The organism is Paenibacillus diazotrophicus (assembly GCF_042610465.1).
The window spans coordinates 449,692-476,564 of sequence record NZ_JBGJZN010000004.1 but is presented as its reverse complement, the minus strand read 5'-3'; the positions used below and the strand labels follow the sequence as shown (position 1 = coordinate 476,564).

Sequence of the window (26,873 nt, the reverse complement as noted above, 5' to 3'; positions counted from 1 at the left end):
CCAGGATCAAACTCTCCAAATTGGTATTTAGAAAGAGCGATTGCTCATTTTGAAACATCTGACGAGAATTTGCATTCTCTATTTTTGGATCTCACTTGCGTGAAATCCCACTCACTCGTTGTTCAGTTTTCAAAGATCAAGCTCGTTGTCGGCTTCGATTATCTCGTCACCAGCAACTCTTATAATATATCACATTCGTTCGAGCAATGCAAGTTCTTTTTTCTCGAATGATTTACTCAGTCACTCTCGATTACTTAGCAATGCTCCAACAACGCTTATTTATAATACCCTATAGTCCTATGAAAAAGCAACCCCTTTAAAAAAAGAAAGATAACCCACTTAATCATCAAAGAGGGTTATCTTCAAATCGCATTTATTATTTAATTACACTTCTACTCCTATTAGTAGAACTTTGCTGCCGTGTATTTGCTCGCTACTTTGATCAATGCTGCAGCCTGGGTACTCTTTCCCAGCCCAGCATCAACTGTAGTATCAACCGTTACCCATTTGCCATTAAGCAATACTTCATTCCAAGCATGATAGGAAGTTACATAACTTGTATTCCCCATTACCAGCTTAGCCGGTATACCTTGACTGCGAAGCATGGTTGCAAACAATGAAGCATAATCGTAGCAAATGCCCTTCTTGGTGAGCAGTGTATTGTCATTGTTCGGAATATAATCCGTCGTAACCGTAGAGGCCAGAGTATAGTCATACTTCACATTAGATACAATGAAGTTATAAATGGCTTTTACCTTCTGCTCATCGGTGGTCAATCCCTGTGTCAGCTGAGCGGCTTTGAGAACTGATTTATCAGAAGAACTCCATTTCACATTCTGCACAGAGCTCAAATATACGGTGTTAACATTATCTAGTCTTAAATCTACCGTTTCGGAGGAAAGCACTTTGTATTTGTTGCCGGTAGTATTCTCCAGAACCGAAATCTTGTAAGAGCCATTCCCTTGCTGCAATGGGAACGTTTCAGTCGGCTTAGATGCGTAAAGATTGTAAGTATAGCTGTTGTTGTCCTTAGTGACCATTAGCTTAATACGTTTGTCCTTGGGTACATCATAAGAGACTGCAATTACCCCTTGGTCCAGCTTCGATCTATTTAACCATCCTGTATCCGTGCTGGCAGCTTCAGCCGAACCTGCTTGAACGGAAGTAGCGACTACGAACAGTGTCAACAACATAAAATAGATCTTTTTCAAGGATAAAACCCCTTTCGGTAGCTGGCTGCCATCCATGAGGGAAGGCCCTTTAGCTTTGCGTCCCTATCTTTCGATAGGTTTGCCGTTATCGTATAAGCTTTATCTGTTCTTGCTTCTATAGTGATTGCTAGATTCATATAAGGAACAAACAAAAAAAGCCTCTTCATTCGGGAGCTGGCTGCCATCCTATAGAGGGAAGGCCCTTTAGCTTTGCGTCCCTACCTTTCGATAGGTTTGCCGTTATCGTGCTTAGCTTTTATAGTTATATACTACCATATTCATCTCTATAAACAAGATCAAAATCACTAGATTCCGACTATTTATCGATAAAATCTTTAGTGTACTGGACTTTAAGTCACAGTTTGTCGAGTTTAGGATAACTTAGCGTGGATGATCAGGCGATGTGTTGGGTTCACCAATGGATCACAGGTAATCAGAGTGAGGATTTTGTCTTTCCCCTGCCCATTCAAAACAGAAATATCCGTAGGTTCAACAATCGAAATATCATACACCACGTACCTGTAATCCTGCTCACTCGTCTGTACGGATATGGTATCGCCGATCTCCACTTCATTCAGTCTGTTAAAAAGCCTCCCGGCCGTTCTTGATCTATGGGCAGCAATCGCAGCATTCCCAACCTGCCCAATGGCAGCAGTCTCTTTCATATGGGCGGCAGCATGTTTCATATTGGCTTTGGTGGCACCCTCCAGGATAGGAAGCTTCAGATTGATTTTGTCGATCCGGATGATGCCCGTAATCTTCCCGCCCAGCTGAATTTCGGCAGATGGCGGTTCTGTTGCCTCCACCTGACTCTCTGAGGACTCCTCTGTGAGAAGCTGGGTGACTTCAGCGTATTGCTTGCTCAGGTCAGACTGCGGAGACGTTGAAGGCGCACTTTCGCTGTATACTTGTTCGGCTTCTTCCAATAGCTTTTGCTGCTGCCAATCGTTGTACCATTCATTTGCTTTGGGGTACAGCATAATAAGAATTCCGGCAAGAATAATAAAATAAGAGAACTTGCGCATGAACATCACCTCCGTAAGTTAGTTGGTGCAGACCCAAGCTCTAAAGCTCCTCGTCCTTTGATGAACCCTTTTCAGAATACCCACTTCCGGCTTCCAAAAAAGTTGATAACCACGGTCACACCTGTAACCAGCACTTTGGCAATAAGCACTTGAAATCCGAAGCGGTCTGTCAGCAAATGCATAAGCAATACCGATATGCCCAGCACAACGAGATTCAGTACTATAAACCTTACCAGCTGCATCCGGTCAAAGCCGTCCTGTCTCCCCCGGTTCTGATCCTTAAAAGTCACTTTTTTATTCCAGATAAAGCTATTGGCTGTCCCTGCACTGTAAGAAATAATCTGGGCCGGTGTATTCATCATTCCTAGCGAGTGCAGCAAGGTAAATACGGCAAAATCAATCAATGTATTCAGCAGGCCTATGGCATTGAATTTTAAAAACTGGATAAATCCTGCATTCAGCTGCTTATTGGACATCATTATTTCCCTTCCGCATGTCCGCACGTACGGAATCATTAACGTCCCTATAGCCCTTGGTCTCGCGCACGATATACAGCGGTCTATCCTTGGACTCATCATATATACGGCCGATGTATTCACCAATTACACCTAACAGCATCAGCACAATACCGTTAAACAGCAGATTGACGCCAACAATAGAAGCCCAGCCCGGCACGGTCCATGAGGTGAAAACCTTTTGGAACAAAACAAAGAATAAGTAAAGAAAGCTCGAGAAGGATAGGAAAAATCCGATGTACGAAGCTATTTTCAACGGCTTATGGGAAAAGGAGGTAATGCCGTCAAGCGCAAACCGGATCATTTTCTTGAGCGGATATTTGGTCTCACCGGCAAAACGCTCTTCACGCACGTATTCAACCATGGTCTGCCGGAAACCCACCCAGCTTACCAGTCCGCGCACATAACGGTTCTTCTCCTTCAGGCCGCGCAGGACATCGCATACTTTACGGTCGATCAAACGAAAATCTCCAGTATCAGTAGGAATATCTACACTTGTCATGCTGCTGAGCAGACGATAGAAGATCTTCGCGGTTACTTTTTTGAAAAAGGTCTCCCCGTGGCGTTTGAGCCGCTTGGCATAAACAACCTCATAACCCTCTTTCCACTTCGCGATCATCTGCAAAATAACCTCCGGCGGGTCCTGCAGGTCCGCATCAATAACTACGACCGCCTCGCCTTCTGCATAATCCATCCCCGCCGTAATCGCTACCTGATGGCCAAAGTTGCGCGAGAAATCGATCAGCTTGACATGCTCATCCTGATTGCTGACCCTGCGCATAATCTCGGCGGTACGGTCCCGGCTTCCATCGTTGACGAAGACCAGCTCGTAGGGTTCTCCGCATCCGTCCATTACCTTTGTGAGACGCTCATACGTATGCTGAATGACTTCCTCCTCATTGAACATGGGGACAATTACACTGTATCTGGCTTTCACCTTTGTTCCTCCTAATATTTTGTCAGCATATGCTTCAAGATTTGACTTCGATCAAGACTCACTTCGAAAGCATATACCTGGTTGTATTTTATACTCTTCAAAAGACATGCACCTGCTCCGTAAGCATACGTCAGCAGATCAGAATACCCAGGAGGGGAACCAGCGCAGCATAACGTCCACATAGTCTTTACTGACCTGCATACCTGAAAGTACGGGATAAAACAATACAAAGAGAAGTGCAGCTCCGGCTACGTAGACATAACGCATGTAGCGGGCTTCAGGATATTTGCTGTCGAGCAGCTTCAGGATATATACAATGGCAAGAATCATGAACGGAACCATCGCAAAATAGTGGTATAGGAATGTCTCACGCGGCACCAGCATCCACGGTACATACTGTGAGAAGAACCCGATCCAGATCATGTACAGGTTCTTGTCCTTGCGTTTCACTGTAAACCAGACCGCGGCCAGCATCGCAAAGATGCCGGTCCACCAGATCAGCGGATTGCCCATCGTGACAATGCTGCTCACCTGTCCTTCCGGCAGGCCTTCGCCGCCGCTGAAGAACCACACCGGCCGTTTCATGAACGGCCATTCCCACCAGGAAGAAGCGAACGGATGGGTGGCAACAAGCTGGCTGTGATAATCGTACATGTTCTTTTGCGCTTCAATCAGACCTTTGAACGTGTAGCCATCTGCCGAGACAGACAGCACGGGGATAAAGGACAGGCTATAGATGATGCCTGGAATGATTACAAAGAACAACAGACAGCTGAGCAGGGTTAGAATAGTATTCTTCCAGAATGATCCGGTTGCGGTACGGCAGGCTGCTGCGAGCTCCTGATCCCCCACTCTACCCTCAGACAGCAAACGTCCCGCTGCTTTGTATTCTTTGTAACGTTCAAACAAGGCCAGTGCCAGCATAATAGCAAGCCCGGCTCCTCCATAGATTACAATCCATTTAGAGGCTACGCCGATTCCGAAGAACAGACCCGACCAGAATAGAGGCGCCAGCGTCTGCCGCAGCGGTACACGATAGAAATTCATTGTGAAATACCGCTGCATGAAATAGAACATCAGCATGATAAAGAATACCCCGTAGACGTCGATGGTCGAAATGCGCGTCTGGGTGAAGTGCATGAAATCGAGTGCGAACAATCCGGTAGCCAGGGCTGCGTAAAGACTCTTTCGGAATAGTCTAAGGGCCATGATATAAATCAGCGGCAGCATTGCAATCCCAAAAAGGGTACCTATCACCCGCCAGCCGAACGGATTGACGCCGAACAGTTCCATACCAACCGAGATTAGCAGCTTGCCGAGAGGCGGATGGGTATTCTCATATGGAACAATACCATGGGTATATTCATAGGCCGTACGGGCATGGTAGATTTCATCAAAGTAGGTGCTGTTCATGAACCCGGAGTTTTCTGGAATAACGGACTGTTCGTCAAACAGGTTAGACGGCAGGCCTCTTTTGGCAACTGTACCATCAGGTGTAACACTGACGACCGGCAGCGGAGTTTTGCCTCCCCCTTGTTCATAAAAAGCCATCTCATTCAGGGTGAAGCTCGGAGAGGTGACGGTCAGCTTCACATATCTTGCCGCTACGTTCAAAGGCTGGCTTTTCCAAATGAACACATTGCCGACATCTTCATTGATGTCCAGGGGACTATTCCAGGCATCCGGCGACTCACTGAACTCCAGCTTGAATTTGCCGGTCCCGACACCACCAAAAATATTTACACGTTCCAGCTGTCTGCTCTGACCCAGATCTACATAGAAGCTCTCACCGCTGGCTGCCGGTTCCCACAAGGTTTCCGGTGCTTTGGTAGAGCCCAGATGAAATAACGCCAGCGCCGCATATACGGCAGTAATGCCCAGCATCCAAATCCAGTCTTTACGCTGCAGCTTGAACCTGCCGGCTCGGACACTCTTCACCAGCGGGCGGATTCCCTCAGCGAGTTCAACATCCGCATCATACTTCTCAGACGGAGTTACGGGTGGTGCGAGCTCCTTAATGTTGTTAAGGACATATACGGAATAGCCTACGTACAGCATATATACCGCCAAAATGATATTAGCAATCGCAGTCACCAGCACAATCCCGTCCGAAGGCGGATTATTGCCGGCATTCAGATGGGCCAGTGTATACCCTACGTTAAGGTACTGTGTCAAAGTAAAGCCAAGGAACAGGCTCAGGAACCGCCGGTCCCGGCTCCCCATATAGGTGAACAGGCACAGGATCAAAGCCGGGTACATGTAACGTTCATGCATTTTTGTACCGAACACGAATACGACCACGATCAGGACCATGCCAATGAAGAAGGACTTTGAGAGATCGTTGCGGTCTTTTTTGAATGAGTAATAAGCTGCAAGGGCAACCGCCACCAGGATGAAAATAAACCCCCAGGTACGGTAAGCAATTCCCAGCCACATCGTATCAATCGAAGCCCACATCGGGTCGGTTAGCGCATATAGATTAAAAGCATTCACCGTGGAATACGGGTAGGAGGACAAAGTCCCTTTGTAAAGATCTATAAGTCCTCCTAATCCGCCGTTGTTCCAGAAGAATGGCGCCGCCAGTACGGCAAAGATACCAAGACTGTAAAGAGCGCCGACTGCCAGCTGCTTCCACGCACGGTGATGATAAAAGGCAAACAGCAGCACAGGAGTGAAAATTAGCGCCTGTGGCTTAATAAGCGTAGCTAGGGCAAAAAAGATAGCTGCACGCACAAAGCCTTGTTCGGAAGCACCCAGAATACTAAGCAGCAGGAACACTAAAAAGAACGAGTCCGCTTGCCCCCAAGCGGCCGAATCCATCAAGACAGCCGGATTGAACAGGAACAGCAGCATCAGGCCGATCGCCATGCCGGAGCCGAGCTTCTTGCGGCCTGCGCGGTAGATCAGCCAGCCCAGTACCAGATCGGAAATAATCGCTGGCAGCTTAAACAGCAGTGTCTCTCCTCCAGAGCCGTGCGCAAACCCGAACAGTCCGCGAATTAAACTCAGCACGTATAAAACATACAAATATCCCGGAGGGTAATCGGCAAAATATCCCTCTTCATAGAATTTCCCGGGCCCCAGGTCCACAAGACGCTGGCCCCAGGCGATGAAGGTATTCATATCATTCTGATACCCTTGCGCGGTCAAGCCGATCCAAATCCGCAGGATTAAAGCTGCACCGAAGACTACATAAAGCCATCGGGTATAGATCACATCCGGCTGTTTTAGAAGCCGGTCACTGCGGAATGCCCTATTATAAAAGAAAGCGAAAAAGATACTGAATAGCGCTGACAGCAGAAGCAGTTTGGCAGGCGATACTTTGTGTGGTGTCTCTGCAGCCTTGCCGCTTCCGTTCTGGGCCGCTGCCGCTCCACTATCCAGCGAGATGACACTGGCTCCGCCAGGAGCGGCATCCACCTGTTCAACCGACAGGTCATCAAAATAGGCTTTGCCTTGAATCAGGCTGGCATAGCCTCCGAGGGCTGCACCAATGCCCAGCTCTTTTTGCTCGGGGCCGGTTTGACCGTAGAATTCAAGGTACTGCCAATCCCCAGCCGTATTTTTGGTATCGGGATAACCGCTCCCTATGCCAACAGGCAAAATATTTGCACCCAGGCCTTCACCTGCCGTGCTTACGACTTTGATATAGCCGGAAATCTTATAGTAGCTGTTCGGCGAAACGGCAATCGTCTGCACCCATTTGAGGTGATTGGGCTCCAGATTCTCAATAACCGCTGCCTTGCTCCCGGAATGGACATCCTCAGACTGCACAGAGAGCAGCCCGGAGCCGTCTCCTGCGATCCACATATCTTTGGTCCAGCCCGAAGGAGCTCCCTCTTCCCCATCCTCAAAGCCCGGATTCTGCAATAAATTGCCCGCCGCACTACTGCTTGTTGCAGGGAGAATGAACAATAACAGCATTAAAAGCATCATTACGGCCGCGCGTGTACTCTTGATCATCGTTCCAACCTCACCTCGTCATTGTTAATCCAGCTTGTGGCCCTGGCTTCAAGCTCTCCATTAGGCACCTCGGCTTGCACTCCTTCTACATCAACAGCATTCATACCTTCTGCAGGGTTATAAATAAGCACACTGTAATTCGTGAAACGAGTAATCGTATAGCCTCCATTTACAGCAGGTAAAGGTTCATTATTTCCGTAGACATATGCCTTCGGTCCAGACTGAGTATCCGGAGTGCCGAATTTGTACCGGCCAAATGAAGCAACCCTTTGAAAAGCATCTCCAGGATTGATGTATCGAACAGAATCCATGAAGTCATGCGGATTGATTTGTTCATAAAAGAGGACATAGATATAGGGCATATTGACCTTATCCGTAACATAGATGTTACCGCTGGTTGCTCCTGAAGCATACTGGATAGCCTCCCCCAATGAGTCATAAAAGGCTGGGCCAATGTCCTTGGGGAACTCACGAAAATAAGCATTTGTAAAAAAGCCGAACATCACAGCAAATGCCAGCACCGATAGGATACCGGCAAGCTTAAGTTGCTGATACAGCCAGAATCCCCCTGCGGCAACCAGCATAATTAGCGGGTAAAAAATAATATTGATCCGGTTGATATTCACATCTGTAATCAAAGCCATTAGTATGGCGATGCCAAGCCAGAGCAGCACGGCGATATGTACAAGCCCTTCGCGTCCGCGCTGATAGAACTCATACATCATGATGATAAGCCCGAGCAGAGCAAAGGGTAGCGCAATCGGATAAGCATAGCCGTATGGTGATATAGAATTCCATGGAAGTCCGTCACTCCCGCTAAGCATGAGCTGGACAAATGAACTGAAGTTTCCAGATGCTGTCTTGAAAAGCTCCCCGCCGAATACAGAAGAAATCTGCTCTACCCGGGGCATCGTTAATTTGGGGATCGTGAAGAGCCCCGCCGCAATCTGTGAGTAGCCAAAATGATTAATAATTATAAATAATAGTATAGGCACAGCAAGGAGCACAAATAATAGCGCGTTCCAGCCAAACGTCCGGAATTTCAAGGCCCTACTATACAATAGAAGAAATGCTGTACTGATAGCAAATAGAGGCACAAAAAAGTAGGCTGTACCATACGCATACAGTGAGATTGCCAGGATAACCGAGAAGCCATAAGACCATCTAGGATTCTGAAAGGATCTAAGCAGAAAATAGAAGGCGATCAGAATCAATGTGGGGAACAAATTGGATTCAAGCGCCCATCTGGACATCATGATATGCCAGGGATTAATGGCGATAATAAACATGGCGAATATACCCGCTGCCCTGGATGGAAACAGCCTCTTCATAATTAAATAGAAAAAAACCATGCCAAGCAGGCCCATCAACAGACTAAGCGCCCTTACAGACAGCGGAGTCAATCCAAACAGCCAGATGAAGGGCATCGATAAATAAGCATACAGTGCATTCTGCCCGCTGCCCCAAGCGATGAGGTGAATGGGGAGATGAACGCCGTTGCGGTCAATCCCGTAATGAAGGATCGCATAAGCATCATATCCAATGGATGCCTCATCCTGATTAAGTCCTGAAGGAATGGAGCCGAGATATGCTGTTCTTACTATGGCACCCAGTACAAACAGTACGAGCGGCCACGGGTTGTCTTTGCAGGTTCGATATGTTTTTTGGAAAAAGCCGGACAATAGGATCACCCCTTCAACAATATAATCGAAATGCCCGCCCAAGAAAAGACCGCTGCAGCGGTTTTCCCGAAGTCGCCTATAGGCTCCCCAGAATAAGAAAACGGCCCCTTCCTAAATAGAAGAGACCGCTCAAATAAAAACCTGTACGTTCAGGTATATCTAGATCGCTTAATATACTTAGCCCTGGCTGCCGATCAGAAGATAGCGCAGGACGATCAGAACAGCGAGCACCCACATCATCCAGTGGATGTCGTATTTCTTTTTGCCCGCCAGGTTGGCTACACAGGCCAGAATAACATATGTCACAATCCCGAACGAAATCCCGTTCGCAATATTGTAAGTGAAAGGCATAATGACGAAGGTCAGGAAGGCTGGAATCGCCAGGACCATATCCTGAAAATCAATCTCGCGGATCGATTGTGCCATCAGCACACCGACAATAATCAGCGCAGCAGCAGTGGCAGAGCCTGGAATCAGAGCAGCGATTGGAGCCAGGAACAGCGCAAGCAGGAAGCAGACACCGGTAGTGACAGCAGTCAGACCTGTACGTCCGCCTTCAGCAACACCAGCAGCACTCTCAACATAAGCAGTAGTGGTGGAAGTACCGAGCATTGCACCGCCGGCAACAGCTACTGCATCAACGAACATAGCTTTTCCGACACGCTTCTTGCCTTCTTCAGGGTCTTTCATAATTCCGGCACGTTCAGCCGTACCAACAAGCGTACCAAAGGTGTCAAACAATTCAACGAATGTAAATGTGGCAATCGCGGATACGATACCCGTGTGCATGATGCCCTTCCAGTCAAATTCNCCAAAGGTGTCAAACAATTCAACGAATGTAAATGTGGCAATCGCGGATACGATACCCGTGTGCATGATGCCCTTCCAGTCAAATTCCCAGAAGTTCAGCTGTGAGAAATCAGGTACCCATGGAGTCTGCGGATTCGACAGAGAACTAAAATCAACTGCGCCCATGAGAATAGCCGCAACCGTAGTTCCCAGAATCCCGAACAGGATGGCACCACGTACCCGAAGCACCATCAGGATGGAGATCAGCAGCAGACCGATGATCACCAGTTGAACATTGGTGTTCTCCAGGCTGCCCATATGGATAACTGTCTCAAAGGAAAGTACATCAGTGAACTTATTCGCGGCGATGTCTTTGCCGGCTTCTACGCCGATGGTCATCAGTCCGCTGTTCTTCAGACCAATAATGGTGATGAACATACCGATACCGACGGTAATAGCATGCTTCAAGCTGTCAGGAATGGCGGTAAGCAAGATCTGCCGGATCTGAGTGATCGTAAGCAGGATAAAGATAATACCGGAGATAAATACAGCGGTCAGACCCATTTGCCAGGTAAACTCATGGTCAGTGGTTGCCGAGGATAAAACTACGGATGCAAAATATGCATTAAGGCCCATACCAGGTGCCAGCGCTACCGGAAAATTAATGAACAGTCCCATGGCGATGGTGAAGATCCCTGCTGCAAGAGCGGTTGCCAGGAATACGGAATACCAGCCCATGTCAATACGGCCAAAGGCGGTAAGTGTGCCTGGATTAACCGACAAAATATACGCCATTGCCATAAAAGTGGTCAGACCGGCCATAATCTCTGTGCGTACTGTGGTGCCGTTTTCTTTCAACTTGAAAAAACGGTTCAAATTGTTCTCCCCCTAAGGTGTATGTTGTCCGAAAGCAACAGAAAAGCCGGCATCTTGGGAGACACCGGCCCGAAAAAAGAGCAGCTTCGCACCACAAAACCCGAAGGATTGTGGAGCCTTGCTCTTCTTAATCGTAGCCAGGTCATTACGGTGACCTCGTAGAGACTTCCAGGCCTATCCCCGGAATTATACGAATATTTATGCTGCTTTAACGCTTTATTATTTTAGGCGTACATGACATCACTTGTCAATGGTAAATACGAACATTCAACTCAGATTATTTGTTATTGTTCGTAATTCAGACATTTATCAGGATGTACACTATACGTAGCTGTAATTAGGCAGTTGTAGCAGCTCAGCGGTGTAATTCTTAATCCCTTCTTCTAGCTTGTCCTTGTCAATGAGAGGGTATCCCTCCATTTCGCGGCATTGTATCATGCCCTTCAGAGCCGCGAACCGGTAAGCTGCCGCACTGGCCGGTGACGAGGCTTGCTCAATTTTGTCCTGGTTGGTAAGTTCTTGATAGGTTGTACGGTTTTTGATACGCTGCCTAAGCTCCAGCTTCGCTTCACGGTCCATCAGCTTGCCCGGTGTCAGATGATCCGCTTCAATCTGTGCGATGAGGGTCTCAGCCTGCTCCTTCTCGCCTGTCTCCCGTAAAATCCTTGCCTTTAAAGCCCGGATGATATGTATAAAGGTCCAGATATTATAGTTATTATCGAATACCAGTCCATCCGTCAGGTCACATACCTGCCGAGCCGAACCGATATCGCCGTTGATATACAGCAGAAGGGCCAGATCCGACAGCGCCTCCATGTCTGCTGCGCTTTTAGGTGACATTTTACGGGCCAGCTTGCTGCTTAAGGTGCTCACTCTCTTGCTCAGAGAGGCTGATGCAATGTGTGTAAATAACGTTTCCCGATCCTCCATACTGCCCCACGCTCCTTGTAGTCATGATAAAAAGAGCACCCTGGGTAGGGATGCTCTTATATTTTAACGGATTGAGATAAACCGGCAAGCATCAGGGGAACGAGATAGCTATTTTACCAACTGCATGGTGAGTTTCACTTAATGCATGGGCGTCATACAACCCTTTTTGCGAAAAAGGAAATGTAGCACCGACTACTGACTTTACTTTCCCCTGCTCCAAGAGACCGGCGATTTCCTGAAGCTGCTGGCCATTAGGTTCCAGCCATATATTTTTAGCAGTTACGTCAAACTCCCTTACCAGCTCTTCATCAAAATTGCTGACAATCGATATGATCCGCCCGGTATGCTTTTTGAGTACTTTGAAGCTGTTCTTCTGAACGTCCCCGCCCATTGTATCAAACACAACATCTACATCGGATAAAACATCTTCAAACTGGGTTGTGCGGTAATCAATTATCTGGTCCGCTCCGAGAGAAGCAAGCAGTTCATGATTACGCTCGCTGGCTGTTGTAATCACGTAGGCTCCGGCTTGTTTGGCAAACTGGATCGCGAACATACCCACGCCACCTGCGCCTGCGTGAATTAATACCTTCTCTCCCGCACTAAGTCCGCCATGGATAAAAAGTGCCTGCCAAGCGGTCAGGCCTGCAAGCGGAACCGATGCAGCTTCTTCCCATGAAATGTTGTCAGGCTTGCGTGCCAGCAGGTGATCATCCACCAAAGTATATTCAGCATACGTACCCAAGCGGGTGGTTTCAGGGCGTGCAAACACTTCATCCCCCACTTTCCAATCCGTTACCCCGCTGCCGATTTCTGAGATCGTCCCGGCGACATCCCACCCCAAAATAATCGGAAACTCCCAATCCATCATTTGTTTCAAGTAGCCTTCACGCAGCTTCCAGTCAATTGGATTGATCGAAGTAGCGGCCACTTTGACTACGACCTGATGTGCTTGCGGATTAGGGTTCTGTACTTCTCTTTCTTGAAGTTCTTCCTTGCCTCCATAACGATCGATGACAATGGCTTTCATTGCTTTGCCTCCTCTAATACACGCTTCAAAAGTATTATCTAACTAATTACACAAAAAATGCATATGACCAAACAACTCCAGCAGCCTTACGACCACAAAAAACCTTCAATCCCACGGTAAACGTGGATTTGAAGGTTCCTGTGCAGTGCAGCAATATAAATCTACTCCCACTCAATCGTTGCTGGCGGTTTCGAGGTAATGTCATACACGATGCGGTTGACGTTGTCCACTTCGTTAACGATGCGAACGGAGATTTTCTCCAGCACCTCCCAAGGGATACGTGCCCAGTCGGCGGTCATGCCGTCGATAGAGGTCACGGCGCGGATGCCTACGGTGTAGGAATAAGTACGTTCGTCACCCATAACGCCCACACTCTTCATGTTAGGCAATGCGGTGAAATACTGCCAGATTTCGCGGTCGAGTCCGGCCTTGGCAATCTCCTCGCGCAGGATGTAATCAGAATCTCGCACGATGGTCAGCTTCTCCTCGGTAACTTCGCCAAGCACACGGATCGCAAGTCCCGGTCCCGGGAAAGGCTGGCGCCAGACAATGGCATGCGGCATCCCGAGCTCTTCGCCCAGCTTGCGCACTTCATCCTTGAACAAGGTGTTCAATGGCTCGATCAGGCTGAATTTCATATCTTCCGGCAGTCCGCCGACATTGTGATGCGATTTGATGGTCTGCGCCGTTGCCGTTCCACTCTCTACAATATCGGTGTACAGCGTACCTTGGGCAAGGAAAGAGAAGTCACCCAGCTTGGCCGATTCTTCGTCGAAGCAGTAGATGAATTCGTTGCCGATGATTTTGCGTTTCTGTTCGGGATCGGAGACACCGGCCAGCTTGCCCAGGAAACGGTCGCGTGCATCGATCTTCACCACATGGATGTCGAATTTGCCGACAAAGGTTTCCATTACACTCTCTGCTTCACCTTTGCGCAGGAGGCCATGGTCGATAAACATACAGGTCAACTGATCGCCGATTGCCCGGTGAATCAGCATCGCAACAACCGAAGAGTCCACACCACCGCTGAGGGCACAGAGTACTTTTTTGTCGCCGACTTTATCCTGGATATCCTTGATGGCATCCTCGATAAATGATTCCATCGTCCACTTGCCTTCACAGCCGCAAACCTCGTACAAGAAGTTCGAGATCATCTCATTCCCGTTAACGGAGTGGCGCACCTCAGGATGGAATTGAACAGCGAAGAATTTGCGGTCTGCATGACTCATTGCCGCAATCGGTGCACTCTCCGTGCCGGCATCCAGCTTGAATCCGGTCGGCAGCTCCACCACATGATCGCCGTGGCTCATCCATACCGTCTGACCGCTCTCAAGACCGGTAGCAAGTACAGCGTCCATCTCAAAGTCAACGTTGGCCTTGCCATATTCCCGCTTGTCCGCACGTTCTACCTTTCCGCCTTGCTGGTGAGCCATAAGCTGCATACCATAGCAGATACCGAAAATCGGAAGGCCCAAGTCATAAATAGCCGGATCTACGTGAGGTGCATCCTCGGCATACACACTGCTTGGTCCACCGGAGAAGACAATCCCCTTCGGCGATAGTGCTTGGATCTTCTCAATTGGCGTATTATACGGCAGAAGCTCGCTGTATACTCCCAGGTCCCGGATTCTGCGCGCGATAAGTTGATTGTATTGTCCCCCGAAATCGAGAACGACGATAATTTCATTTGGCTTGTTCATTACGTGCCTCCCTTGATTATTGGATTCATTATACTCATGGTTAATTCTTACCGTCAAGGAAAGGAAGGCACGTTTATTCAATGGTTCAGCCCTTGTGCAGCAAGCAAATATCAACAATATGGCAGTTGTTCACAATCTGAAGGTTACGCCAAATTGTCATTAAGTCAGGCGGAGGATTATTGCCAGACAGCTGCCGACAAAGCTGGCGCCTTCGGCGGGGGCTTTGTTGCTGGCGGCTACGGTCCCAGTTCTGCGTTGGCGCTGGAACGTACGGGCAGTCGCTGGGCTGGGCGGCTGGGCGGACGAGACAAGCGCCGCTTCACAGAGCGGCAGGAAGGACGGATTCTGCGCCGCTGCACGGGGCGGCATGGCGGAAGGCTGCCGCTGCGGCTGCGTTGACGCAGCGGGACGGCTGTACGCCAGGGCTTCCCACTGGCGTATGAACTGCCGGAGCGCGGCGCGCAGCCGCGCATCCTCAATGGCCAGGGAGACGGCGTACTCCCTCGCCGTCACCCCTGGCGGCGGCGGGCCGTACCGCGCCGCCAGCCCTCGCCAGGCCAGCGCGGCTGCGCGCAGCTGCCGCTCGCGGCTTACCCTGCCGCCGCGCCGCGCCGCCGGCAACAGGGCCAGGCATCGCCGCCAGCGCCAGGCGGCGGCCAGCCCCGCCAGCGCCGCTGCCGCAGGCGCTGGTGGGTTCCCGCCCGCCTGCGGCAGGGCGGGCAGGACGTCCGCGCCGCGCGCAGCGGACGCGGGGTTTCCCGGCGGTGAGGATGCACCCCCCGGGGGGTTCGCCGCCGCAAGGCCTCCGGCAGCGGCGGGAGCGGCAACGGGGGTGGGGTCGAACGGGACCCAGCCCGTGCCAGGGAAGTAGACCTCTACCCAGGCGTGAGCATCGCCCTGTGTGACGTCATAGCGCGGCGGCACGGATTCCCGCGCCAGCGTGCCCGGCCCGTAGCCCTGGACGTAGCGGGCCGGAATGCCCGAGCTCCGAAGCAATATGGTCATCGCTGTGGCGAAATGTACGCAGTAGCCCTGCTTCGTGACAAAGAGGAAATCATCCACGAAGTCAGATCCGAGGGGTGGCACCCGGGTCTTCAGTGTATAGGTGAAGCCGTTTTGCAGGTAATCCCGCACAGCAGTGACAGCACCGTAGCGGTTACCTGTTGAAGCTGTGAGCTGTGCGGCCAGCTTGCTTACACGTTCAGGCAGCAGTGCGGGAAGCTGAAGATACTCATTGCGGACAGACAGAGAATCCGTTCCGGATGAGGCCGCGAGCACAGCCGGATCACTCTCAGGAAGCACAGAGTCTACGGTGTATTCTGCAACCCGGACGGTTCCGCCCGCCTCCGGGAGCCGAAAGCTGGTTTTCTCCAGATTCGTAAGCACATAACCCAGCTGGCTCCCGTCTTCCAGGATTACATTCGGGATATCCTCCACCGTTCCAGCACTGAAGAGCGGCAGTCCGCCAGCAGAAGGAACCGCGAATCGAACGCGCTGAACAAGTCTGCGGCTCTCCCTGGCATTTCCGGACAGCTCCTGCTTGAATACAGGCAGTCCGGTCAGACTAATTGGCAGAAATCCCGTTCCGTCCCTGATCCAGCGGCGTCCGTCATAGTAGGCTATACTCTCGCCGCGCCAGTAAGAAGGCTGAGAGGCAAACACACTAAAAACAGCTTCAGTACTGGATGACAACGAAGCCCCAAGCTCTGCCTCTCCTGAACTGTAACCTGTGTATCCTGATTGGTTCTGATGTATTCGGGAGGACTCCTTCATCTGTCCGGATGCCCAGTTCTGCAGCAGGGTCATGACCGGCTGGAGCATGACGGGTCCCCCTGGACGCGCTCCGTACAACTGCCCCCCTGTCCAGGCTGCCGATGTTAACATTAACGCAGCTCCCAGGGCCAGCACTCCCCAGCGTGTATAAGGAAGAGAAGCACTCCCGGTACGCTCTCGTAACCGCAGCAGGCTGTTCAAGGCCTGGATCCATAGAATCAGCCATAGGGCAACAATAATATTGCCGGTTGTTCTCACGGTAAAGGCCATATCGAGTGCTAGAAGGTAAACCAGGGTTACTAGAGTAAAAAGCAGCGTGCTGCCTCTATATAAGGCCAGCTGTTGTACGGAGCAGACCAGCAGTCCCCAGCCCAGCACCAGAATCAGCAGGCGGCTATTTCCGCTAAGGGCAGAGAGATGTCCTGAAAAAAGTAACACTATATCATCCGGAAACCCGGCAGCATATAGGCTCAGCCAGCGTTCTCCTTCTTTGGCGCCACATATATAGAACCAGGTCAAGAGCATTATGATGAATTGGACTGCGTACAGTAGTAAGTTAGCAAGCCGAAGACTTCCCCACAGCAGCAATACTGCCGCGGAGAACATGAGCGTGTGCAGCAGCCGCTGCGCATCAGGCTCCACAGCAGACCGGAGTAGCGGAAGCAGCCATTCCATGAACAAGCCCATAATGGCCAAAGAGAACAGTAGCCGATAATGCAGAGGACTGCTGTCCCTGTAATCAGCCTGACTGTTCTCCGAATGGTCCCGGACGGCCGGGGCAGTAATCGTACTGTTCCTTTTCTCCCGGCGTATCTTCCACATGGCTAAATTCCCTGCAGACACCCCCTCAGCAGCTGGTTGGACGCTACCAAAGCGTTGACTTCTCCTGGAACCCATGATGGCCCACCCCCTTGTATCCATTTGACGGGCGACTGTCGCTGAGGCAGTATACACAGGCTCCGAGTCTGGTCAGGCTGGCGCCAATCGTTGCTGCAGGGCTCCATGGATTCTTCGCTGTACCCCCTGACTGCTCCGGAGCGGGTTGATCCCATACATAATAGAGTTCAACCTTCACACCTTGTACCAGAAAACGGGCAAGGGTACGGGCGGATTCTTCCTCCAGCCGGCCGGTAATGACTGCAACAGTCATCCCGGGAATCCAGCCCCTCGAGGCATCCTCCAGCAGAGTGCTTAGAGAACGTCGGCCATCAGGGGCAATCTCGGTGAGCATGTCCTGCACTCTGGACGGAATTTGTCCGAGTCCTTCATGTCTTGCCATGCCCTCAGGCCATCCGCCGCTGAATAGCTGCACATAGGAACCGGACTGCTCAGCAGCGAGTAAAAGACCCATGCCGGCTGAAACAGCCAGCTCAAAGGCATCAGGTGCGGCACCGCGTTGTCCCCGGGGCGCCAAAGCCCCGTATGGAATCTGATATTCTCCGGGAGTATTAGCAAGAACGATGCAGGACATGCGCCCCTCTTCCCTCTCGGGCACACGGCTCTGCAGCGTCCCCTTACGGGCACTATTCTTCCAGTGAATACGGCTAAGCGGATCGCCTGGTGCATACTCACGGATATCCCCTGCTTCCGTGCTGTAGTTCCGGGTACGGCTGCTGAGCGCTACGTCCCCCGGGTATGCACTGCTATGGAGCGTTGCTCCGCCTACATACAAAGGCCTCGGACGGACCTTAAAGCTGTAGCCGCCCCCTGCCTGAGCGCCGCCAGTGAATAAGCCGAGCATATCTCCCCAGCTTACACTGCATCCCTGAAGCTGGTGTACACCCCTCTGCACTTCTACCAGCGGATAGCTGTAAGTCAGGGAGCGCCGGAATCCCGGAAAAAGCAGTTCCTGGTGTTGACCGCTGCTCCACTGGTCGGCTACAACCATCCACGGCAGCGGAATGCTTGATCTGAAGCTGACCCGCACTTCTACAGCCAGAGTATCCCCGGCTGCCAGACTGACACGGGACAGACTACGCGTAACCGTCACTTGTCGCGGGCCAAAGATCTTCAGCAGCAGCCCGCCTGTCATAAGCAATCCGCAGGCCGTCAAGAGAAACAACAGCGTCTCGCCTCCCCTCCAGAGATACAGGGATAGGGTAACACCCGCCACAGCAACCATTCTTAACCACTCTCCCCAGGCATTGCGGCCATAATGGGCAGCCTGGATCCTGGTCGGATTACTGCTATTTTGATCTTTCCGTTCAAGTGTGTTCTGTTCCATTAAGGATGAAGAGGACAATGGACTACCCTTCCTTTGGTCATAGACTAGCCCCGCTGCCATCCCGGTTAACTGAGATGACGGTGCGAAGCCTGATACGGTCTATTGTTCCCACGAAAAAGAGTGCCTAGACCTCCTGGACGGCTCCATTTCAAAGTGCTTTTACCCTACGTTCTTCCACTGTCACTGATGCTGTCAGCGGCTTATGACCGGCAGCCTCCAGCAATCCCCGGAGCGAAACCCAGAGTGAAGCACCGATCATCTGTACATCAGCACTACTAATGTGCTGTATTCCATCCGCATCCGTTAGGGTCAGTTGTTTGTGCTCAGCATCCGCTATGATGGTCCGTCCATTCCAGATAATCTTTCCGCTGCGGCTGGATGAATCCCAGCTGACCTGTCCACCCAGCCGCTCCACTGCTGCACGCAGCGGGACCCGATACTGTCCTTCACGGATGCTGTATTCTCCGGGCAGCAATTTGGTTTCAAGCATCCCCACTTCCAGTGCCAGCGCTTTGCCTGGTACGAACAGTTCACGGTTAGGCACTATATTGGCAGCAATCCAGTCTTTGGAGGGCCCCGTGTGACCCGCTTTGGCTTTGGCGCGGGATACTCTGAACTGGACGGGCTGCATCTGTCCATCCAATACACCAAAAGCATATCCGGCAGCCTTATAACGCTCGATAATTCCCGGCAGAGCCTTCGCACTCTGCTCATGGCCTCCCCCGTCATGCAGCAGCAGAATCACCCGGGAAGCGGTCATATCTGCAACCGATTCCTTCAAAATATCCGCTGCAGGCACCCCTTTGCGCTTGGAATCCCCGCTATCCACCGTCCAGTCCATAACAGCATAGCCCGCTTGCTTCAGCAGGTAGAAATAGGTCCCGTCGAAATGCCCAAACGTGCCGCCTGGCGCACGTATAAGCTGCGGGCGCACCCCTGTGATCTTGCGGACTATCTCCTCGGTCTGCTTGATTTGAGACCAAAACTCCGTAAACCCGCTATATAAATCATGGTAATTGTGATTATAGGTATGATTGCCGATCGCATGGCCCTGTTCCCATATAGCATTGATCAGCTCCGGCCGCTGTTTGGCCTGCTCCCCTAGCACGAAAAAAGTCGCCTTGACCCCCTGCTGGCGCAGGATCTCCAGCACCTTCGAAGTGATATTGCTGGGGCCGTCGTCAAATGTTAAGTAGACCGTCTTGTGCTTGTCCGGCGCAGATACAGAAACCTTCGACACAGCAGATTCTGGCTTAACAACAGCTTTCACCGGTGCTTTTACCGCATTAAGCGCTGCAGATTTCCCAGCGGTCTGTGAGGGTCTGCTATTTAGCGAAAGCGCCGCTGCAGTCCGAGAGGAACTTGGCTGCGGCTGAAGCTGGCCGGGAACCGGCGCCACCGAGGTCAAATCTTGCGTCACGGAAGCCGGAAGATTATTCTTATAGAGTACAGCCCAACCCCCTACTGCAAATATTAGAACCGCCATAGCAAGCAGCCCGCTGAGAATCATCGGGCGGATATGATTTTTCCGGCTGTCTTTCATCTTCTCTACCTCCAGCATTCTATTGCGCTTTTCGCGCCGTTTGGTAGATTGTATGAAGACACGCTCCGAAATAGACTTAGGCATGATGCCCTTGGAGAGTGACAACCTTATGGAAATGTTGAAATGGATACAGGAATTGTTCGCGAGTTATGGATATAGTGTATTATTCTTCGGGCTTCTGCTGGAGTTTGTAGCTCTACCTTTTCCCGGAGAGACTACTATGGCTTTTGCGGGATTCCTGTCCTATACCGGCAGACTTGACTTCTTTGTGCTGATTGCTGTAGCTTTTGCCGGAACGACCATTGGCATGACTGTAACCTATTTCATCGGACTTAAGGCCGGGCTTCCTTTTATCCGCCGTTATGGAAAGTGGTTTCTCTTCTCAGAGACTAAGCTGGAGAAGACGCAGCACTGGTTCGACCGCTATGGCAGCATACTGGTTTCCATCGGCTACTTCATCCCCGGAGTCCGGCACTTTACCGGATACTTTTCCGGAATTACCGCTCTGCCCTTCCGAAAGTTTGCTCTTTATGCATACAGTGGTGCCCTGCTATGGGTAGTGCTTTTTCTGGGAATCGGAAAATTGTTCGGTCCGCAGTGGATGGGCATCTTTCACCTCATTGAACAGAATGCGGTCTGGATTGCCTGCGGTATTGCCGGCCTTGCAGCACTGATTATCCTCTATCGTTGCCGGCATAGCATCAGCGCCCGTCTTCTCCGGCGTAAAAGAGGCATGAATCTGGATTCAAAAGTGAACGTCAAGGTTAAAGAACCCTCCAAATAAAGGTGTGTCCCCTAGTCGTGACAGAAACAGCCGACTTCACCTCTTCTCCCTGCGCCGCCGCAGCAAAGACAAACCTCCAAGCAGCAAGGCCACCCCTGCAAAACCGGCCCCCCCTGAGAATCCCAGTGTTCTTGGCCCCACGATATCCAGCAGCCAGCCTGCGCCGAACATAGACACTCCAATCAGGGAGCCGCTTATCGCTGCCAATATACCAAAAAGAACCGGCTGCTGGGCCGGAGGCGTCTCCCTCATTACCAGTGTGTCTAGACAGGCATTACCAATCCCTCCGCACAGCGACAGCAGAATATACAGGACAAAGGCAACTCCAAAATGGCTGCTCCCACTGATACTCATCAGCAGAATCCCCTCCAGCAGCAGTCCGGTAAGCGCTATGGATAACAGCCTCTGCTTCAGCAGCCGTCCGGCAAAAAAACTAAGGCTGAGCCCGATGCCCAGTGCGCCATAAAAAGCTCCGACTCCCACATCCCCCATATGGAATACCTGCACAGCATACACGCTGATCAGTACATTGTCCCACCCATTGATTATGGGTACCAGCAGCTCGTAGGCCATAATAATCTGCAGCACCCGGCTGCCGCCAATCAGAAGCTTAAGAGTCTGCCAGCGGCCCGCTTGTCTCCGGAAACCCTGCGATACAACCTTCTCTGCTGCACCGGTAGCTGCCATCTGTTCCGCCTCGCTGACCGCAGTCTCCGGAAACTTTATGCCCCGGATCAGAAGTGCTGCCAGCAGAAAAGAAGCTGCATTGAGGACAAAACCCATTTGCGGACCCCACCACAGTGACACAACTCCACCTGTAAAGGCTCCGAGTATGAGTACACACCCTGTCATCAGCTGCTCCAGACTATTGATCTTTAGCAAAGCATCAGGACTTACCAGCAGCGGAATCGAAGATTTGCGCACCGGACTATAAACAGCCTCTCCAGCCGCCATAATAAAGCTCCCTGCATACAGCAGCCAAAGCCTGTGCTCCCCATCTACCAGCAAAAAGGACAGTGCAACCGGTATCCGCAATATATCGACGGCCATCATAAGGGTTCGGCGCGGCATCCTCCCCACAAGGATCCCGGCAAGCGGGGCCATGAACAGAAAGGGAATCACTCTTATCCCCAGTGCAATCCCTACCGCCATTCCCGATCCGGTCACCTTCAGAAGCAGCGCAAGCATGGCGATACTGCTGAACCGGTCACCGACGCCATTGACAAGACCAGCGGCAAACAGCCTGGAATATCCTCCCTTGTTCCTTTTCAGTACTGCCGATGAGCTATCCTTCAATAGATTCATATTCACAACGCATACCCTCACATTCATCATTAAACAATTATCTAATTAGATATTATTCTAATGTATATGGGATTACAAGTTTTATTTATTTTGATTCCACGCAAGAATACAAGGATAATGGAAATACGAATATTCCCGGAAAGAAGGAAGCTTGTGTGAAAATAGACCGTTTGCTCTCCATCGTCATTCTGCTGATGAACCGGCCCCTAGTCCAGGCCAAAGACTTGGCTGATATGTTCGAGGTGTCTGTACGGACCATCTACCGTGATATCGACAGTATTAACGGCGCCGGTATCCCCGTCGTCACCTACCAGGGTGCCAATGGCGGCATTGGCCTTATGGAAGGATACCGGCTCGACCGCAATGTGCTCACTGAACGTGAGCTGGCTGATATTTTCACGGCTCTGCAAAGTGTATCCTCTTACGGCGGCGGCGGTCACAACCTGCTTATGGAAAAAATCAGCAGTGTGATTCCTCCCTCCAAGTCGCATGCTTTCCGTAACAAAACCAACCAGCTGATTGTCGACTTTTCTCCCTGGGGAATGCAGGGTCTGTTGGAAGAGCGCCTGACTCTTCTAAAAGAAGCGCTGGAGGAGAGTACTGCCATAGCTTTTGATTATGTCAATGCAGACGGAGAAGTCAGTCACCGGTCTGTGGAGCCTTACACACTTGTACATAAAGGCTCCGGGTGGTATCTATACGGATTCTGCACGGAACGCCAGGACTTCAGATTATTCAAGCTGTTGCGAATGAAGGCATTGGTCAAGGAAACACGAAGCTACGAGCGTCTGGATATCCCGCTCAAGGATCTGCCCTGGACAGACGGCTGGAAAGAACCATTGAATACACAAGCCATTGTCTTGCATTTTTCGGCAGAGGGCAGACATCTGGCGGAAGACTACTTCGATACGGAGGAGCTTGAACCGGATGGAAAAGGCGGATATACGGTTAAGGTGTCCTATGCAGAGAACAACTGGCTGTACGGATTCCTGCTCAGCTTCGGAACAGTTGTAGAGGTAATGGAGCCGGAACCGGTCCGCCGCAGACTGGCTGGGCTGGCAGCAGAAATTGCCGCCAAATATAAAGGCAGTATATAAACCTGAAGTGATGCTGTCAGGTTAGGTATTTTATACTGTGGAGGAATACGGGCTGAGGAAGCCTGACCCAAATCCAAGGAGCGTGTGAATAGTGGACATGACAGCATCCCATGAGAGCGGAACCCCCATCTGCCAAAGCTGCGGAATGCCTATGCCTGAGGCAGGGCTGAAGGGCACAGATCATGAAGGCAACAAGACGGAAGAGTACTGTGTATACTGCTACGAGAATGGAGAATTCAAGCAACCGGAGACTACTATGGAGGAGATGGCTGATGTGTGCGCCGGATACATGGTAGAGGAGGGTATGGATGAAGCGGAAGCACGAAGTATTCTGGCAGACAGCCTGCCGCGCTTGAAACGCTGGAGTCCAGGAGCAGAGGTCCAGACGCCCCTATAAACAATGGACAATAGTATAAATAAAAGGACTATCCGCGCCGGATAGTCCTTTTGTTCATAGATATGAGTACGGAATTCAGTTAGGAATCATCTTATGCCTGCTGTGACTTTACCTTCGGTGTCTGCACAGGTTCTGCTTCATCCGTTTTGAGGAAGTCAGGCTGCGGAGAGGTTTTCTTAATGAACAAGGCCAGCACCAGGGCCACAACGGTCACCCAGGTCGCTACAGTAAACGCATGGGTAATCCCGTTGATCGTGGCATCCTGTGTAAGTTTGAGCATTGCCGCTTTGTCGGTCTGAGATACAGCCCCGCTCATCACAGCGTCCGTAATGTTGCTCTTCGTACGGTTGGTCATCAGGCTGACGAACAGCGCCATCCCCAGTGCTCCGCCTACCGTCCGCAGCGTATTCGACATTGCGGTTCCGTGTGAAGCCAGACGTTGCGGTAGCTGGTTCAGACCAGCGGTTACGATCGGCATCATCAGCATGGACATCCCGAACATCCGGGCCGTATACGTCAGAATCAGGTGAGTGTAGGTAGTTGTATGAGTAATCTGGCTGAATTCCCAAGTGGTGACCGTAGTAATAATCAGACCGATAACGGACAGCCATCTGGCACCGATTTTATCAAAAATAATTCCTGTGATCGGAGACATTACGCCCATCAGAATCGCGCCCGGAAGAAGCATCAGCCCCGACTCCATAGGTGTAAAGCCACGAATCGTCTGCAGATAGATCGGCAGCAGAATCATACCGGAATACAGTGCCATCGTAACAATAATGTTAATAACTGTGGTCAATGAGTACATGTTGTAGCGGAAAATACGGAATTCGAGCAGCGGCTTGTCGGTAGTGAGCTCACGCCATACAAACAAAGCCAAAGATACAACGCCAAGAATCAGGCATGCATATACTGTCGCGCTATTCCAGCCATCTGTACCGGCATCACTGAAACCATACAGCAATCCGCCAAAACCAAGCGTAGACAGGACTACACCCAATTTGTCCAGTCTGGGCGAAGTCAGCTTTCCGACATTCTGCATCGTCTTCATCCCCAGCAGCGTGGAGAAAATAGCCAGCGGAAGCACAATGTAGAACAGCACCCGCCAAGAATAGTTCTGGACCACCCAACCGGACAGCGTAGGTCCTACAGCCGGGGCAAAAATCATAGCGACCGCCATCAGTCCCATCGCTTTACCGCGTTCTTCAATCGGGAAGATCCGCAGGAATACGATGTTCATCAGCGGCATTAGAATACCAGCGCCGACAGCCTGAATCACTCTGCCGACCATAATCATCTCAAACCCGGATCCTACGGCACAGACCAGCGTTCCTATAGAAAAAAGGATCATTGCCGTAGTAAATAGTTGACGGGTGGTAAACTTCTCCACCAGATAGGCACTGATCGGAATCAGCACCCCGTTCACCAGCATAAATCCTGTAGTCAACCATTGCGCTGTATTGGCGGCAATGTTGAGGTCCTCCATCATTTTAGGCAGCGCCACATTCATCAGTGTCTGATTCAGCAGTGCCACGAATGCGCCGATTAGAAGGGCCGCAATGATCGGGCCTCTGCGTATCGTCTTCGACGGTGCGCCAGCGTTAGCAGTTATTGTACTCATAGCTTCTTATTTTCTCTCCCTTGTCCTAAAATTTTAATAATTTCACCATGCAGGCGCAGCAATTCTTTGGCATCTTCGGCTGGGATGTGTGACAATGGCTCCAAGTGGCTTCTAAGCGACTTTTTGCTTTGCTCCCTGATTCCCTGCCCTTTATCGGTGATTGCCAGCTTAAAGATGCGTTTGTCGCTCTCTGAGCGTTGTCTGGTTATCAGTCCTGCCTTCACCATCCGGTCCACCACACCGCTCGCGGCGCTGTTTCCCAAATGCAGCAAATCCGCAAGCTCTGTGATCCCTACATCAGGGTGAGTTGTCAATTTGCGCAAGACCATTAACTGAGTGGATGTGATGCCCAGCTCTTCTGCATCCTTCCACATGAGCTGTTGAAAATTATGAATAATGCAGCGGAATGAAGAAACGATCTCATCCAATTGCTGCTCTTTATCCTCCAAGATTCATCGCCTCCATGAAATCCTTTAACCCAATAATACTTCGCATGCGAAATATTTTACTATTTATCTATTTGTTCGTCAACCACTTACTGAAAATTTCTGAAATTTTCATCTCGGGATGTTGGAGTATATCTTTTGTGTGGTCAGCGGGAAATAGAAGGATAATTTATAGTGTGCAACTTATAAAATTCTTATATTTATAAAAAAGACCAGTTAAGGGATTTAATATATACTTTTGAATAACGGCCTATATTCCATCGAAAGAGGTGAGCCCCTTGAATCTTGAAGCGCGGAAAATCTGGAGTACCAAACACAAGCAATTGACTGAAATCATTACAAAGCCGGAGGAGCATGCTAATGCAGTTGCCCTCTTCCTGGAGTTGCATACCTACCTGTATGCCTCGGACGGCACGAATCCAGAACAGCCAACTTATGAAGATGAACTCCTGAAAGATCTCCGTGAGCAAACCATGCGCAGTTATCCGGTACATACGACGAACAGCAACAATTCGATCGTGTGGCATATTTGGCATAGCGCCCGTATTGAGGACATCACCATGAATATTCTAACTGCCAACGGTGAGCAGATTCTTCATTCCGCTCATTTTGCGCACAAGCTTAACATCCCTTTTATTCATTCCGGAAACGGAATGAGCGCAGAGGAAATCGCCGATTTCAGTAAGGCAATCGATATTGAGGCTCTTATGGTATACCGTCAGGCTGTAGCTGCCCGGACTAGGTCAATCATTGCTGCCCTACAGCCAGGGCAGTTCCGGTCAAAGCCCGGTCCCGCGCAGATTAGCAGAATTTCCGGAGAAGGCGCCGTGAAAGAATCGGAACAGTGGCTGATAGATTACTGGGGGAGTAAGACCGTTGCGGGCCTGGTGCTTATGCCTGCTACCAGGCATAACTTCGTTCATTTGAATAAAGCCATGCGGGTCAAGCTGAAGCTGCAAAAGTAACTGGAATACTAAGCTCATTGAACCTGGCATCCAAAATAAATAAAGAGCGCACCCGTCTTG

Annotated in this window: 20 protein-coding genes and 3 riboswitches; of the genes, 4 read left to right on the top strand and 16 right to left on the bottom strand. The window is 50.6% G+C overall.

Annotated features, from left to right (window positions below; all coding sequences use genetic code 11):
* Nucleotides 1-401 precede the first annotated feature (401 nt).
* From ACAN54_RS19015 to ACAN54_RS18955, 13 genes are all read right to left on the bottom strand, one after another.
* Complete coding sequence (locus tag ACAN54_RS19015) at nucleotides 402-1,211, bottom strand: transglutaminase-like domain-containing protein (RefSeq protein WP_379158716.1); 810 nt, start codon at nucleotides 1,209-1,211, stop codon at nucleotides 402-404.
* 13 nt (nucleotides 1,212-1,224) lie between these two features.
* Nucleotides 1,225-1,305: riboswitch (cyclic di-GMP riboswitch) on the bottom strand.
* A gap of 72 nt (nucleotides 1,306-1,377) precedes the next feature.
* Nucleotides 1,378-1,460, bottom strand: a riboswitch (cyclic di-GMP riboswitch).
* Nucleotides 1,461-1,582: 122 nt separating this feature from the next.
* Complete coding sequence (locus ACAN54_RS19010; RefSeq protein ID WP_379158713.1) at nucleotides 1,583-2,236, bottom strand: class D sortase; 654 nt, start codon at nucleotides 2,234-2,236, stop codon at nucleotides 1,583-1,585.
* Nucleotides 2,237-2,307: 71 nt separating this feature from the next.
* Nucleotides 2,308-2,712 (bottom strand): GtrA family protein, encoded by a 405-nt coding sequence (locus tag ACAN54_RS19005; protein ID WP_379158710.1) that lies wholly within the window; start codon nucleotides 2,710-2,712, stop codon nucleotides 2,308-2,310.
* Nucleotides 2,702-3,688 (bottom strand): glycosyltransferase family 2 protein, encoded by a 987-nt coding sequence (locus ACAN54_RS19000; protein WP_379158707.1) that lies wholly within the window; start codon nucleotides 3,686-3,688, stop codon nucleotides 2,702-2,704. The genes ACAN54_RS19005 and ACAN54_RS19000 overlap by 11 nt, the downstream gene beginning before the upstream one ends.
* A 138-nt stretch (nucleotides 3,689-3,826) precedes the next feature.
* The gene (locus tag ACAN54_RS18995) at nucleotides 3,827-7,651 is read right to left on the bottom strand and encodes a phospholipid carrier-dependent glycosyltransferase (RefSeq protein WP_379158704.1); all 3,825 of its coding nucleotides are present in this window, start codon (nucleotides 7,649-7,651) and stop codon (nucleotides 3,827-3,829) included.
* Nucleotides 7,648-9,375 (bottom strand): glycosyltransferase family 39 protein, encoded by a 1,728-nt coding sequence (locus ACAN54_RS18990; protein WP_379158701.1) that lies wholly within the window; start codon nucleotides 9,373-9,375, stop codon nucleotides 7,648-7,650. The genes ACAN54_RS18995 and ACAN54_RS18990 overlap by 4 nt, the downstream gene beginning before the upstream one ends.
* 135 nt (nucleotides 9,376-9,510) lie before the next feature.
* Complete coding sequence (locus ACAN54_RS18985; RefSeq protein ID WP_379158698.1) at nucleotides 9,511-10,998, bottom strand: NCS2 family permease; 1,488 nt, start codon at nucleotides 10,996-10,998, stop codon at nucleotides 9,511-9,513.
* 114 nt (nucleotides 10,999-11,112) lie between these two features.
* Nucleotides 11,113-11,212, bottom strand: a riboswitch (purine riboswitch).
* Nucleotides 11,213-11,319: 107 nt separating this feature from the next.
* The gene (locus ACAN54_RS18980; protein ID WP_379158695.1) at nucleotides 11,320-11,928 is read right to left on the bottom strand and encodes a DUF6707 family protein; all 609 of its coding nucleotides are present in this window, start codon (nucleotides 11,926-11,928) and stop codon (nucleotides 11,320-11,322) included.
* A 91-nt stretch (nucleotides 11,929-12,019) separates the two neighbouring features.
* Nucleotides 12,020-12,958: an NADP-dependent oxidoreductase gene (locus tag ACAN54_RS18975; protein ID WP_379158692.1), complete on the bottom strand. Its 939-nt coding sequence runs from the start codon at nucleotides 12,956-12,958 to the stop codon at nucleotides 12,020-12,022.
* Nucleotides 12,959-13,119: 161 nt separating this feature from the next.
* Entirely contained in the window at nucleotides 13,120-14,658 is a 1,539-nt protein-coding gene (gene guaA, locus ACAN54_RS18970) for a glutamine-hydrolyzing GMP synthase (protein WP_379158688.1), read from the bottom strand.
* Between the two features lie 159 nt (nucleotides 14,659-14,817).
* Complete coding sequence (locus tag ACAN54_RS18965; RefSeq protein ID WP_379158686.1) at nucleotides 14,818-17,328, bottom strand: transglutaminase TgpA family protein; 2,511 nt, start codon at nucleotides 17,326-17,328, stop codon at nucleotides 14,818-14,820.
* Nucleotides 17,297-18,655: a DUF58 domain-containing protein gene (locus ACAN54_RS18960; RefSeq protein ID WP_379158683.1), complete on the bottom strand. Its 1,359-nt coding sequence runs from the start codon at nucleotides 18,653-18,655 to the stop codon at nucleotides 17,297-17,299. Before ACAN54_RS18960 ends, ACAN54_RS18965 begins: the two co-directional genes overlap by 32 nt.
* A 148-nt stretch (nucleotides 18,656-18,803) precedes the next feature.
* Nucleotides 18,804-20,282, bottom strand: coding sequence for a polysaccharide deacetylase family protein (locus ACAN54_RS18955; protein WP_379158680.1), 1,479 nt, complete (start codon nucleotides 20,280-20,282; stop codon nucleotides 18,804-18,806).
* A gap of 25 nt (nucleotides 20,283-20,307) precedes the next feature.
* On the opposite strand from ACAN54_RS18955, the gene ACAN54_RS18950 reads away from it, so the two are divergent.
* Nucleotides 20,308-20,982: a DedA family protein gene (locus ACAN54_RS18950; protein WP_379158677.1), complete on the top strand. Its 675-nt coding sequence runs from the start codon at nucleotides 20,308-20,310 to the stop codon at nucleotides 20,980-20,982.
* 36 nt (nucleotides 20,983-21,018) lie between these two features.
* Here the strand turns inward: ACAN54_RS18950 and ACAN54_RS18945 are convergent, their stop codons facing one another.
* Nucleotides 21,019-22,287, bottom strand: coding sequence for an MFS transporter (locus ACAN54_RS18945; protein WP_379158674.1), 1,269 nt, complete (start codon nucleotides 22,285-22,287; stop codon nucleotides 21,019-21,021).
* Nucleotides 22,288-22,442: 155 nt separating this feature from the next.
* Between ACAN54_RS18945 and ACAN54_RS18940 the strand changes: the two genes are divergently transcribed.
* Both ACAN54_RS18940 and ACAN54_RS18935 read left to right on the top strand, forming a co-directional pair.
* Nucleotides 22,443-23,384, top strand: coding sequence for a helix-turn-helix transcriptional regulator (locus tag ACAN54_RS18940; protein ID WP_379158671.1), 942 nt, complete (start codon nucleotides 22,443-22,445; stop codon nucleotides 23,382-23,384).
* Between the two features lie 97 nt (nucleotides 23,385-23,481).
* The gene (locus ACAN54_RS18935; RefSeq protein ID WP_379158778.1) at nucleotides 23,482-23,781 is read left to right on the top strand and encodes a zinc ribbon domain-containing protein; all 300 of its coding nucleotides are present in this window, start codon (nucleotides 23,482-23,484) and stop codon (nucleotides 23,779-23,781) included.
* A 91-nt stretch (nucleotides 23,782-23,872) separates the two neighbouring features.
* Here the strand turns inward: ACAN54_RS18935 and ACAN54_RS18930 are convergent, their stop codons facing one another.
* Together ACAN54_RS18930 and ACAN54_RS18925 are read right to left on the bottom strand one after the other, a co-directional pair.
* Nucleotides 23,873-25,402 (bottom strand): DHA2 family efflux MFS transporter permease subunit, encoded by a 1,530-nt coding sequence (locus tag ACAN54_RS18930; RefSeq protein ID WP_379158668.1) that lies wholly within the window; start codon nucleotides 25,400-25,402, stop codon nucleotides 23,873-23,875.
* Nucleotides 25,399-25,851 (bottom strand): MarR family winged helix-turn-helix transcriptional regulator, encoded by a 453-nt coding sequence (locus ACAN54_RS18925; RefSeq protein WP_379158665.1) that lies wholly within the window; start codon nucleotides 25,849-25,851, stop codon nucleotides 25,399-25,401. Before ACAN54_RS18925 ends, ACAN54_RS18930 begins: the two co-directional genes overlap by 4 nt.
* Before the next feature lie 266 nt (nucleotides 25,852-26,117).
* On the opposite strand from ACAN54_RS18925, the gene ACAN54_RS18920 reads away from it, so the two are divergent.
* Nucleotides 26,118-26,813: a DinB family protein gene (locus tag ACAN54_RS18920; RefSeq protein WP_379158662.1), complete on the top strand. Its 696-nt coding sequence runs from the start codon at nucleotides 26,118-26,120 to the stop codon at nucleotides 26,811-26,813.
* The last annotated feature ends 60 nt before the right edge of the window (nucleotides 26,814-26,873 follow it).